The sequence below is a fragment of the Bacteroidota bacterium genome (genome assembly GCA_023957335.1).
Taxonomy (GTDB): Bacteria; Bacteroidota; Bacteroidia; order NS11-12g; family UBA955; genus JALOAG01.
Map to the genome: position 1 here is coordinate 25,675 of JAMLHC010000005.1, position 13,425 is coordinate 39,099.

The 13,425-nt window shown below is 38.6% G+C and carries 11 protein-coding genes; 3 read left to right on the plus strand and 8 right to left on the minus strand.

The features are described from left to right. Positions 1-141: 141 nt before the first annotated feature. The 7 genes from M9892_09890 to M9892_09920 all read right to left on the minus strand — a co-directional run bounded on the left by M9892_09890 (position 142) and on the right by M9892_09920 (position 7,621). Complete coding sequence (locus tag M9892_09890) at positions 142-1,113, minus strand: aminodeoxychorismate synthase component I (GenBank protein ID MCO5254660.1); 972 nt, start codon at positions 1,111-1,113, stop codon at positions 142-144. Continuing rightward, entirely contained in the window at positions 1,094-1,684 is a 591-nt protein-coding gene (locus M9892_09895) for an aminodeoxychorismate/anthranilate synthase component II (GenBank protein MCO5254661.1), read from the minus strand. The genes M9892_09890 and M9892_09895 overlap by 20 nt, the downstream gene beginning before the upstream one ends. A 21-nt stretch (positions 1,685-1,705) precedes the next feature. Next, positions 1,706-2,470, minus strand: coding sequence for an exodeoxyribonuclease III (locus M9892_09900; GenBank protein MCO5254662.1), 765 nt, complete (start codon positions 2,468-2,470; stop codon positions 1,706-1,708). Between the two features lie 66 nt (positions 2,471-2,536). Further along, positions 2,537-3,721, minus strand: a complete 1,185-nt coding sequence (locus tag M9892_09905) for a beta-lactamase family protein (GenBank protein MCO5254663.1) — start codon at positions 3,719-3,721, stop codon at positions 2,537-2,539. A gap of 19 nt (positions 3,722-3,740) precedes the next feature. Beyond that, entirely contained in the window at positions 3,741-4,343 is a 603-nt protein-coding gene (locus M9892_09910) for a hypothetical protein (protein MCO5254664.1), read from the minus strand. Positions 4,344-4,436: 93 nt separating this feature from the next. Then, positions 4,437-5,093, minus strand: a complete 657-nt coding sequence (locus tag M9892_09915) for an outer membrane lipoprotein carrier protein LolA (protein ID MCO5254665.1) — start codon at positions 5,091-5,093, stop codon at positions 4,437-4,439. Between the two features lie 5 nt (positions 5,094-5,098). Further along, complete coding sequence (locus M9892_09920; GenBank protein ID MCO5254666.1) at positions 5,099-7,621, minus strand: DNA translocase FtsK; 2,523 nt, start codon at positions 7,619-7,621, stop codon at positions 5,099-5,101. Positions 7,622-7,770: 149 nt separating this feature from the next. Here M9892_09920 and fabD point away from each other — a divergent pair, with 149 nt between their 5' ends. The 3 genes from fabD (at position 7,771) to recA (ending at position 10,601) form a co-directional block, all read left to right on the plus strand. Then, the gene (gene fabD / locus M9892_09925) at positions 7,771-8,631 is read left to right on the plus strand and encodes an ACP S-malonyltransferase (GenBank protein MCO5254667.1); all 861 of its coding nucleotides are present in this window, start codon (positions 7,771-7,773) and stop codon (positions 8,629-8,631) included. Between the two features lie 15 nt (positions 8,632-8,646). Continuing rightward, positions 8,647-9,438: a galactosyltransferase-related protein gene (locus tag M9892_09930; protein ID MCO5254668.1), complete on the plus strand. Its 792-nt coding sequence runs from the start codon at positions 8,647-8,649 to the stop codon at positions 9,436-9,438. A gap of 140 nt (positions 9,439-9,578) precedes the next feature. Beyond that, positions 9,579-10,601: a recombinase RecA gene (recA, locus tag M9892_09935; protein ID MCO5254669.1), complete on the plus strand. Its 1,023-nt coding sequence runs from the start codon at positions 9,579-9,581 to the stop codon at positions 10,599-10,601. 172 nt (positions 10,602-10,773) lie between these two features. On the opposite strand, the gene M9892_09940 is transcribed toward recA, so the two are convergent. Beyond that, complete coding sequence (locus M9892_09940; protein ID MCO5254670.1) at positions 10,774-13,263, minus strand: BspA family leucine-rich repeat surface protein; 2,490 nt, start codon at positions 13,261-13,263, stop codon at positions 10,774-10,776. Between the last annotated feature and the right edge of the window lie 162 nt (positions 13,264-13,425).

Below are 13,425 nucleotides of genomic sequence, written 5' to 3' on the forward strand. Positions count from 1 at the left end.
ATATTCAGAATAAGCCGTTGAAATATCAATATACCCTAAGGTCAAAACTTTGATATAGTAAATATTGTTAAAATGTGAGTTATAAACCTTAAATCAGAATGGACAAGGTTGGTTGTCAGCACGAGTTTGATTATAAAACTCTTATAATGGGGCTGGGATATAGATTTTTTGGATTAGTTCTTTGTATTCATCTTCCAAACTACTGTTGGAAGTGATGCCTCCGCCACTCCTGAAATAGAATTGTTTGTCTTTGTTTTCTATAAATCGTATGGCAACTGCACTGTCAATGTTTTTGCCGTCAAAAAAACCAAAAACACCCGTGTAATAGCCACGCGAGTCTATTTCACATTCATTTATTATCTCAATCGTTTTCTTTTTTGGTGCACCTGTGATGGAACCTGCCGGTAATATTTTGAATAAATTATCGGCAAAATGATTGCGCCAATCCGTAGGTAGTTTTCCGCTTATTTCTGAACTGGTTTGAAGTATTTCGCCTTTGTGTGTTTTGATATGGTCAATAAACCTATACCTTGAAACTGTTATATCTTCTGCAATCATAGCTAAGTCGTTGCGTAGAAGGTCAACAATTGTGTTGTGTTCCCATTCTTCTTTTTTGTTGTTCAGCAATTTATTTGCGGCATTCGCTATGCTTGCATCTATAGTGCCTTTCATTGGGTATGTAAAAATTTGTTCACCTTGTATTTTGATAAAACACTCAGGAGAAAAGACTACGAATTTGTTCTGAAACAACAGTTTGTACGGTGCATCCGATAGCTGAAAAATATCCATCAAACTGAGATTGGCATTGATTTTCGAAGAGAAAGTCAGATTGAGCAAATAGGTATATCCGTTGTTTAGGTAATCAAGTACAGTGTTAAACTTCTGTGCAAAAACTTCTTTTGATATTGGAAAATGTTCTAAGTTGATTTTTTTCTGTACCTCATATTGAGTTCCGTTGCTCTTGCCTTTGAAGTCAAAGAAAATTCCTAATGCGGCAGCTTCTTCCGGCTTATACAACACGGGTGAGTTACATGAATAGTCTATCACAAAAATGAATGGCTGTTCTGCTTGCAGATATTCTGAAAAAAGTTCTTTAAAATGTTCCCTTTCCATAATTAAGATTCAAAAAATTTCGGATGATACTATTACCACAAGACGTTAAAAAAGATTCAGGATGAAACTGAATTCCATAGATGTTGTATTCCTTGTGTTTGACAGCCATTAATAATCCCTCATCGGTGGTTCCCAATATTTGCAAACTTTCAGGCAGAGATTCTGTTTTGATTGCCCATGAATGATATAATCCAACTTCAATCTGTTGTGCTAAGTCATGGAAAAGGGCAGAGGTAGTGTTAATGTTAATCATTTTTTTATGTCCGTGAACGGGCTTGTCCATTCGGAATAACTGTCCGCCAAAATATTCGCAAATTGCTTGATGTCCCAAGCAAATTCCGAGTAGTGGTTTTTGGATTTGTATGCAATGATGAATAGCCTTTTCAATGGCAGGAAACTCGGTTGATTTACCCGGTCCCGGTGAGATGATTATCTTGTCAAATTGCAATAAATCTTCAAGTGTTACTTTGTCGGATTTGATAACTTCAAAACTGCAATCTCTGAATGAGCGCAACAAATTGACAATGTTGAAGGTAAATGAATCATAGTTGTCAATCAGCAGTACATTCATGAGATAGTGCAAAAAGCGGATTTAAAACTTCAATTCTGTCATAGCAGCACAGTGGTCACTATGGTTGTATTCCGGCAATAAGCAAGCACTTGTCAGGTGGTCGTGTAAAGATTCACTTGCCGAGATATAATCAATGCGCCAGCCTTTGTTTCGTGCCCGTGCTCCGGCTCGATAACTCCACCATGAATATTGCTGTGGCTCTACATGAAAGCGTCTGAAAGTATCTATAAATCCTGATTCAAAAAAAGTATCCATCCATTCGCGCTCCTCAGGAAGAAAGCCGCTACTGTTCTTGTTTCCTATCGGGTCATGAATGTCAATTGGGCGGTGGCATATATTGTAATCTCCGCAGATGAGCAGTCTGGGAAACTCTTTTTTTAGCTTGTTCACATAATTAAGAAAATATGTCAAAAAGTTCATTTTCACTTCTTGCCTTATATCTCCGCTTGAACCGGATGGAAAGTATGCGCTGATGACTGAAAAATCTTTGTAATCTGCTCTTATTACCCTGCCTTCACTATCATATAACTCATGCCCACACCCTAAGTTAATATTGTGAGGTTGCACCTTACTTAGTATAGCCGTTCCGCTGTAGCCTTTTTTTTGTGCCGGGTACCAATGACAATGATACCCGAGATTGGTAAATGCATCAATAGGAATTTGGTCTTCTGTGGCTTTAATCTCTTGCAAGCAAAGAATATCAGGAGATTTGTCTTGCAAAAAGTTTATAACCCCCTTATTCATAGCCGCTCTTATTCCGTTGACATTATAGGTCATCACTTTCATATTGGCAAAAGTAAGAGAATAAATTTCGGAAGTGGAACTTATTTTGAATGAGTCATGCGCTTTTTCTCAATGACTCATCATCGCATTAACAATATTCTTTCTTAAATCGTAGAAATCCGGTCTAAGCTTACTGTCTCCATCTGTTCCATAGTTTAGAATAAGAACATAAATCTGATTAGAAACCGGAAAATAGAACATGTCCGCTGTATAACCTAAGTCCCTGCCTCGATGTCCATACGCATATTCTGTTTTTTTGTCACGGAGCATAAAATCTTTCATGCAACCCGCTCCTAATAAACGTTCTTCATATCCTTTTTCAGGAGGACCAAAAGTAAGCATCTGGTCTAACGAAGATTGGTTGATCAATGTTTTCTTTATGAATAATGCCTCGATGAAATCTCTCAAATCAAAAACATTGGAATACAGTCCTGTATAACCATTTCCGCTTCCTGTGTTATAGCTGCTCAGATTTTCAAGATTCCCATTGTTATACAAATCGTAATAACCTTGTGCTACTTTGCCTTCAGGCAATGGGTCGAAATAGAAATAATAAGTATTATTCAAGCCCAGCTGATCGATGATTTTTTCATGTAATAACTGAGCATGAGGTTTGCCTACAATGTTATCAATTATCATGCTCAATAAAAGTGTATTGGTATTGGAATAGGAGGGACCATCGCCCGGTGCATACAAAGGGTCTTTGCCACGTACATATTCAAGTATATCCATTTGGGTGCGGTGACGTGGAGGGTTGTTAAGCACATCTAAGTAAAATTTAGTGTCGGTTATTACGTCAAAGATTCCTGTATTGTGCATCAAGAGTTGTCGCACAGTTACTTCATTTGCATTAGCGATTCCCCTTAATTCAGTGGCGTTGAGATATTCATTTATTTTTTTGTCCAAGTCTAATTTCCCTTCTTCGTGTAGTTTAAAAGCCAATGTTCCCATAAAAATTTTGGTCAGGCTCGCCACTTTGGAAATATGGCAGGGTTGCATCTTGATTTTGTTTTTGATATCAGCATATCCCGCACTTCCAACATAAGTGCCGTTGCTGTCAACAACCAAAAGTGCAATTCCGGGAAATCCTTTGGCAACTGCATCGTTTAACAGTTTGTCAAATTGAGCTGTTTTGGGGTGTCCGCTATGCGTTTCAGAAGCTGTACAGACTTCGGATTGAGTAATACTCTCTTTTGAACACGAGACGAGTACTAATGAGATTATAAAAATGATGAAAAATTTGATTTGTTTCATACTGCTATTAGACTATTTATTATTTAAAAGGAAAAAATCTGACTCCAAGATGCAAAGCACTATTGGGTAAAACGGGTACATATTTGTTTACAAAAGGTGCTTGCAACCAGAATTGGTATTGTAAAAATACATCCAAGGGCAATTTCTTAGATTGTTGAAAGTCATAGCCCAGAGCCAAAGAAAAACTTCCCATAAACTGAGGACGTCCCCATTTGCCGGTTTCTTTATATTCTCCATTGTCAAATTTGAATTGTTGAAGGTTGACAAAAGAATGAAGATAGCCTATACCCAACAAACTTTGAGCATACAATCCCGAATGGATATTATATTGATAACCTAATTCCGAGTATAACTGAATGGCATTTTGCGAAAACTGATGATACAGATAGCCGAGTTTCAATGTTTGGAAAAGTTCACTGCGCTTGCCTTTACTATAAAGATAGGAAGATCCGATGCTTATACCCGGATGGATAGTCTTACTGAAAACGCCTGCATACCCCGAGCCCGGTAGCATTGTTCCGTTATTGAAGATACTGATGGAGATGGGGAATTTTTGTTCTTGTGAAGCCTGTAAACTATGCAGCATCAAGGCAAAGCACAAAACGATTGCAAGTCTTTTCATTTAGATTTATTGTTTAAGATTGGGACAAATCTAAACAATAAATTATTATTCCATTTTGAATTAAGATGAAGCTATTGATTGGATGCTCAACGCTTATCGCAGGTCATCGGTCGTAGTCGCAGGATAGGCAATAGGGTCGTATTCAAAAAATTTTGTGTCCAAAGTCTGATTTGAAGTCTGAGAAGTGATATTGATAGTTTGACGAATTCCGCTTTTGTAGCTTATATCTACTTGTTTAATATTAGAATCAGATTCCTTTACATGAAGTATGATATAAAAATAGGGCTTTTTCTTGTCATTTGGATTCAAAGCCACCTTGTCATATTTGATATTGTCTTTGGTGTAAGTGCCGTCAAATTTTGATTGAAACCCTTTTTGATAAAAAGAAAAAATAGTAGCCGGGCTTATCTCAACATCTTTTGAATTATAAGTTTCAATCGTCAATTCTTTTGTCTTTTTCAGATAAGTCCAAATAGTTTTGCCATTGCATATAATAACTTGCTCATCTAATTCGAGTTTGTATTTATCACCCTTAATCCAGATTTTACCTGCCTCAGTAACCGGTTCCATTTTTTCGGCTTTATTTTCGGTAACAATGTTAAATTCAGTATATAATGCCTTTTGCGCTTTGTATGTCTTAGAAACTTTATCTAAAATTTCTTTGGCTTTTTGTTCTAAATCTATTTGCGTAAACGCAAGGTTAGAGATTCCTAAAATGAGTGTGGTTGCTATAAAACTAAGGTATTTCATTTCTATTAATTATCAAGATTCATGTTATCCAAAAAATGTTCCAAACTCTCTATGTCATGAATAAGCACATCACGAGCTTTGGAGCCTCTGCTTCCGCCTACAATGCCCGCAGCTTCAAGTTGGTCTATGAGTCTTCCGGCACGATTGTATCCGATTTTGAGTTTGCGTTGTATCATTGAAGTAGAGCCTTGCTGTGTTTCTACGACAATACGTGCCGCCTCGTCAAACATAGGGTCTTTGTCTTCTGCGTCAAAACTTGTATTGCCTTCGCCTTCATCTCCCGGTGCTTCGGGTAAAATGAATGCACTTCCAAAACCCTTTTGGTCAGCAATAAAATCAGCAACTGCGTCTGCTTCAGGAGTGTCCACAAACGGACATTGCAGACGAATCAAATCACTACCTGAATAAAACAACATGTCGCCTTTTCCAATTAATTGGTCTGCACCGTTACTGTCAAGAATAGTGCGGCTGTCAATCTTGGAAGTTACTCTGAAAGCTAATCTGGCAGGGAAATTCGCTTTGATTGTTCCTGTAATAATATTAACAGACGGACGCTGTGTCGCAAGAATAACATGGATTCCTACAGCACGTGCCAACTGTGCCAATCTGGCAATAGGTGTTTCGACTTCGCGTCCTGCGGTCATCATAAGATCTGCCACTTCGTCCACCACTACCACAATATAGGGCATGAATTCGTGTCCTTTGTCTGGATTTAATCTACGCTCTCTGAATTTGCTGTTATATTCAATGATATTTCTGCATCCTGCATCTTTGAGCAGGTCGTAGCGTTTGTCCATTTCCACACACAATGACTTTAGTGTGTCTGTTACCTGAGAAGTGTCTGTAATAATGGCATCACTATCTCCGGGGAGTTTTGCCAGAAAATGTTTTTCTAATTTATTGTATAAAGAAAGTTCAACTTTCTTGGGGTCAACCATCACAAATTTTAATTCAGTCGGATGCTTTTTGTACAATAAAGAAATAATCAAACAGTTCAGCCCTACTGATTTTCCTTGCCCTGTTGCACCAGCCACCAACAAGTGAGGCATTTTTGCAAGGTCGGCTATATAGAGCTCGTTGGAGATGGTTTTTCCCAGAATAACAGGAAGTTCAAATTTACTTTCTTTGAATTTCTTGCTCTTGATTACGGAACTCATAGGCACCATTTCCGGTTTTTTATTAGGCACTTCAATTCCGATTGTTCCTTTGCCGGGTATCGGAGCAATGATACGAATACCTAAGGCAGCAAGACTTAATGCAATGTCGTCTTCAAGATTCTTTATTTTGGAAATTCGTACTCCTGTCTCAGGTATAATTTCATATAAAGTAACTGTGGGACCGATTGTAGCTTTAATTTCCTTGATTCCTATGTTGTAGTTTCGCAAAGTGTCCTGAATCATCTTCTTGCTGCTTTCTAATTCATCGCGGTCGATTTCAGCTCGGCTTACTTCATACTCAGTAAGTAGGGCATCTGTTGGAAATTGATATCCGGGCAAATCCAACCATGGGTCATAAGGCTCGTCAATACCGAAATGCTCTTTTCTTTCGGGTGTGTTTTCAGGATTTTCAGATATTTCTATTTCAGGCGTTTCTTCTATTGCAAGTGGAATGTCGTTACTGTCAACATCTCCTTCTATATTTAATTCTTTAGGTTCGTCAAGGTTAATCAGTTGGATGTCATCTTCCACGCTTTCATCCGATTCTTCGGGATGTGTTAAGGAGATTTCTTCAGGTTTTTCCTCCCAAGGAATATCGTCATCATTAAAGGAAGCTTCGGTGTCTTGGTCCTCAGAAATAATAGGGTCACTCTCATCAGCCAGCACACTTGTATCAGTTTGTAATTTGTTCTCAGGTGCACTTTGTTTCTTATTCAAAGAGGGTAGGATATTGAGTTTAAGATACACTGCCATGAAAATAAAACCTGTTAATGCAAGCAAAAAGGCTGCTCCAATAGTACCCAACAGACCTTTGAGCCATTCAAATCCGAAATAGCCGACTCCACCGCCAAGGAATAAAGACCCGCCTTGCATCCAGCCAAGTGCCAAAGTACCCCAAAGTAACAAAAACAACGTGATTCGGGCAAAACGTTTTTGTTTGAATAAGACTTTGCCGGTAAATAATTTGATACCAAAGTTGAACAATAATATTATAGGTAAAATGGCGAAAACTCCAAACCATCGGTAAACCAGTAAATAAGAGAGCATTGCACCAAATATACCCATAAAATTATGAGCCATAATGGGATTGTTAATTTTGAGCCAATTCCAACTTTTGCCAATTACCAGCGCTTGGTCTGAATTTCCTACAAACATATTTATCCAATAGGAAACATAGCTGAGCATAGTGTAAGCCGAAAATCCTATAATCACCAGCCCTAATAGTTGTAATGTTTTTGGGTCTTTAATTACAGAGCCTAAGGTCATTCCACCCACATCTTCACCAACCATGTTTTTTTGATTTGGAGCGGTTTCCAAAAAATCATCCATTGGTTTGTTGTCTTTTTTCTTTTCAGTATTCTTCCCAAACACCTGCGTAGTTTTCTAAAATTTGATTCGCAATATTCGATAATAAAGGAGAGCTGCGCCAATGAAAGATTTCCTACAAATGTTTAAAAGATAAAGAAAGTGTAAAAAATAGTATGCTATTTTCGCCCTCAAACAAATTTAATAATTAAAGTATGAGCAAAGCGTATGTTTTTCCGGGGCAAGGAGCACAATATTCTGGAATGGGCAAGGATGTATATTACTCCAATTCTTCTGCGCGCAAATGGTTTGATAAAGCCAATGAAATTCTTGGGTTTGAGATTACCAAAACCATGTTTGAAGGAACTGATGAAGAGTTAAAACAGACCAAAATAACCCAGCCTGCCATTTTTTTAGATTCTGTCATACAGTCCTTTTGTTTAGCAGATTTTAAACCAAGAATGGTTGCAGGTCATTCACTGGGTGAGTTTTCTGCGTTGGTGGCAGCCGGAGCATTGAGTTTTGAAGAAGGACTGAAATTGGTGTCCGAAAGAGCATTATCCATGCAAGCCGCCTGCGAATCTAAGCCTTCAACAATGGCAGCAGTATTAGGATTGGATGATGAAAAAGTGGAACAAATATGTGCAAGTATAAGCTCAGGGATTGTGGTGCCTGCAAATTATAATTGTCCCGGTCAGTTGGTAATTTCAGGTGAAATTGAAGCAGTGAATCAAGCCTGTGAAAAACTCAAAGAAGCAGGAGCTAAAAGAGCTTTGGTGCTGCCGGTAGGTGGTGCGTTTCACTCTCCTTTGATGTTGCCTGCCCAAGAAAGATTGGCTAAAGCCATTGATGCAGCAGCATTCAAGAATCCGATTTGTCCGGTGTATCAAAATGTAACCGCTCATGCAGCCACAGATCCCATAGTGATAAAAGAGAATGTTTTGAAACAACTGACAGCCCCTGTGAAATGGACTCAGTCTGTTCAACAAATGGCAAAAGACGGTGCATCGGAGTTTGTTGAAGTGGGTCCCGGCAAGGTGCTTACAGGACTTATAAAAAAGATTTTAGGACAATAATCGCTTGAATGCATTGTGGATGTTAGTTTAATTATAGGCGTTTATAAAGATATTGCCGCTTTAGACCTCATTCTGCAAAGCGTTGCCAAACAGACTTTTCAAGGCAAGATTGAGGTCGTCATTGCAGAAGACAACAATGCCGAAGAAATGAAATCCATGATTGCTTTATGGAAATCAAATTATCAATTTGCTATTGAACATGTCAGCCATGAAGACAAAGGGTTCAGAAAATGTAAAATTCTTAATCTTGCCGTGCTCAAAAGCACTGCTCCCTATCTGATTATTATAGATGGAGATTGTTTGTTGCATAGCAAGTTTATTATGTCTCATCTGAAATTAAGACAGCCTAAAACCATACTCTATGGACGAAGGGTAATGTTGTCTAAGTCTTTGACTTCTAAAATACTTAACAGTAAAAAACTACCCGGATTTAATTTCTTTAAACTATGGCTGAGCGGGTCTTCGCGATTAGATGCCGCATTGTATTTACCTTGGATAAAACCGATTGAGAAAAAGGGTTTTTGGGGGCATAATTGGTCTGTTTATAAAGAAGATTTCCTTGCTGTGCGAGGATTTGATGAACAATTTGAACATGCCGGTATAGGGGAGGATACGGATATCGAATGGCGCATGGAACAAATTGGGTTTAAGTTTTTTAGAATTAAAAACAGAGCTATTCAATATCATTTATGGCATACGCTTAACTACACTGATACCGGCAAAATGGAAGCGGTTTTAGAAACAAAGAAATCAGAGTGGACAGCAACACATAACCTCAATCTACTCATGGGTAGTTTAAAGGTGTAGTAAATATTTACAATTTATTTTTATGCATCATCATACCTTTGTTTAAGGTATTTGGATAATTTGTGCATATCCTTTTTGCAAATGTTGATAACACCCACAATCAAAGCACTTATTTGCAGGCTCGAATTTAAAGAACTGAGATGGCGGATAGCAAAGCAGAAAAGATTAAGGCACTCAAGCTGACGATAGACAGACTTGAAAAAACCTACGGGAAAGGTGTGGTGATGAAGATGGATGAAAATGGGATTTCGGATGTGTCCGTTATTTCTACAGGTTCATTTGGTTTGGATTTGGCACTTGGTATAGGAGGATTTCCAAGAGGTAGAATAGTGGAAATATATGGTCCGGAATCATCAGGTAAAACAACGCTTGCGCTAAGCTGTATTGCGCAGGCACAGAAAACAGGGGGACTTTGTGCTTTTATTGATGCTGAACACGCTTTTGATAAAGTATATGCACAAAAACTCGGAATCAGTGTTGAAGACTTGCTGGTTTCTCAACCCGATGACGGAGAACAAGCACTCGAAGTGGCTGATAATCTGATTCGTTCGGGTGCGTTGGATGTTGTGGTGATTGATTCTGTAGCTGCTCTTGTACCCAAAGCTGAGATTGAAGGAGATATGGGTGATTCCAAAATGGGATTGCAAGCTCGTTTAATGTCTCAAGCACTCAGAAAATTGACTGGAACGATTAATAAAACTGGTTGTATCTGCATTTTTATCAATCAGTTGAGGGATAAAATCGGGGTGATGTTTGGAAATCCAGAAACCACTACCGGAGGAAATGCACTTAAGTTTTATTCATCAATCCGCATAGATATTCGCAGAATAGGACAGATTAAAAGCGGAGATGATATACTTGGTAACAGAACCAAGGTAAAAGTTGCCAAAAACAAGCTTGCGCCTCCTTTTAAAGTTGTAGAATTTGATATTATTTATGGACAAGGAATTTCAAGAGTGGGAGAAATCTTAGATATGGCGGTTGATGCCAATGTAGTTAACAAGAGTGGCTCTTGGTTCAGCTATGGTGATACTAAGTTAGGTCAGGGACGAGATGCAGTAAAAGATTTATTGGCTGATAACCCTGAATTACTTGCCGAGATTGAAGGCAAGCTCAAGGAAAAGATTTTGGGAGGTGCTGCGCTTCCTGAAGAAAAGGATTGAATCGTTTTTTTATGATTAATTTATATGCAAGCAGGATATAAGCCCCTCTCCCCAAGGGGCTTCCTGTTTTTATGATGTTTGTATTTACACGAGACTATTAATGTTTATCTACAATAATCAGCATAAAAAAGCCGTCTTGTGGACGGCTCTTTTGTTAATATAGAGATTCTGTTTATTCAAGCACTATTTTCGCTATTCTGTTGCCCACTTTGACAAAATACATTCCTTTGTTCAAAGTGCTAAGATTAATAGAAACCTTGTCGGAGTCTAATACTCCACCGGCAACTATACGACCGTAAAGATCGGTTACAGAATAACTTTGACCTTGTTCAGTTTCCAATACAAATTCTCCTTGTGAAGGATTAGGGTAAATACTAAATGGAGTATTCAATTCTATTCTGAATATTACAAGGCGAATGTCGCTCAAGGTAGCAGTTCCATCCCAATCCACTTGGTTCAAACGGTAATAGCTCGTTGCAACAGGTGTGTGGTCTGTAAAAGTATAATTGCTTTGGTCATAAGTGGTTCCTTGTCCTGCAACAGTTCCAATCTGTTCCCATGTTTGTCCGTCTGAGCTTCTAAGGATTTCAAATCTGTCATTGTTATCTTCTTGGGTGGTTGTCCAAGTTAAATCAACAGTTTTATTGGCAAAATTAGGTGTCGCTTCGAAATTGATAAGATTAATGGGTAGCGGTATAATAGATGAGCCACCGATACTAAAAGGAGAGAATGACCCGGTGTATCCGGTATGGGTCAATACTTTGCCGCTTTCGCTGCTGCTTCCTGCAGCAATTTCCCAAGCACTACCGTTGTAGTGATTGAGCGTAGGAGTGGTCAGAGATGCGGACTCTTGGCTTACATCCCAAGTGAATACAAAATTAACTCCACTTCCTCCGTTGGGGGTGCTTTTATTTATATCCCATGTGCGTTTAACATGCGGAGGGATTAATGCACTGCCGGTCAAACCATATTCATAAGCCTCATCCAGCACACGCACGGTAAATGCGTCTGATGCGCCTGATTTATTTGTAATACTTACCGGATTATAAGTTGAATTTCCGATAGGGAAAAGAAAAGTAGCGTTGTTGGCTATGGTTGTACCAAGCTTCCCGCTGCCATTGGTTATAACTCTATTGCCGGCATTAGTTCCACTAAATGCAGTAATAGTCAAGTTGTAACTGCTTAAAACTACATTTTTGCCGGCTCCATTAAATGTTAATGTCTTGACGATGCAATCTTGTGTTAATGTCAAATTGTTTAATGCTGAAGCGCTGATTATAATATTGGCTCCATTGCCGGGTACAAATCCCAAGTTCCAGTTTGTTCCATCTGACCAATTTGTACTGTTGGTGCCTAACCAAGTTTGGTCGCATATTCCTTTGTCCGTTCCACTAAATGTCCAGCTTTTTGAACTGATAAGATAATTCTTGTCAACCGGATTAGGCAAATATCTGTTATTGGCGCCTAAGGTTAAATTGGAAGGGGTGTTAACATTGGCTGCCCAGCCTTTGAGTGTAAGCCCGAAATTTTTACAGTCTAAACCGTAGCCTTCACCAGCATCCAGCATAGTGGATACATTTGTCACATTTTTTAAGTTCCAACTGCCCAAATTTTGATTGAAAGCATTAGCTGTCGAGAACATACTTTCCATAGTAGTTACAGCAACTGTATTCCAATTACTGATATTGCCATTAAATGAGTTAGCGCCAGAGAACATGTGAGACATATCTGTAACCTTACTTACATCCCACGCACCTGTGCCGGAATTATAGCTGATATTTTGGTTAAATGCTGACGCACTCATAAACATACCGACCATTGTAGTAACAGCGCCTGTTTTCCATGCACTGATATTTGCATTAAAAACTGTAGCACCTGTAAACATCCACGACATTGCTGTAACCTTGCTTACATCCCATCCGCTGATATCCCCGTTAAATGCTTTTGCTCCACTAAACATTGCATGCATACTCGTTACTTTGCCTACGTCCCATGCGCCTGTGCCGGAATTGTATTTGATATTTTGATTGAATGCCTCTGCACCATTGAACATATAATTCATATCGACTACTTTGCCGGTTTGCCAGCTGCTAATATCGCCATTAAAAGCCTTGGCTCCCAAAAACATTGCCTCCATGTGCTCAATATTGCTGACATTCCATGCCCAATTGGCAGATGTTCCGGTGAGTTTGGAGCAATCTCTGAACGCATAAGCAATATCTGTGGCGGAACTCGAAGTCAAGTCAGGAACATCAGTTGCATTATTCTCTAAATTAGCGCATCCATAAAAAGAGACAGACATAGTAGCCCATTTGATATTGCCCCATTTTACAATTTCAATAATATCATTTTTGCTTCCGCTATTATTAAAATAAATTTGAGGGAAGGTGCCTGAAATTTTAACTGTATAAGTAGCTCCTGCGGTTAAACCGCTAACAGTATAATTAGATGTCCTACCACTTGCTGTATCAATCCGTACATTAGAAGAGTTATATACGGCAATATTATAACTATACGATGCCGTCCCTGCAACTGGAACAGTGAAAGATGTCCCGACAGGCTTCCATTTGGTTGTAAAAGGATTGTATTGTGCTGTAACACTCACTAAGGAGTAAAAGAATGCAAAGAAAAACAATGCATACTTCATGATTCTTGTGTTCATTATCAATGAATTGTGATTTGTTAAAACGTCCGCAAAGGTATAATTATTGTATTATATGAAAAACAGTTTCATTTATTAACAAAATGAAATAATAGATGTAATTTTGTTAATAAGGGGGAACGTATGGTGATGCATAGAAAACTCAAGTATTGGACAGGTTGA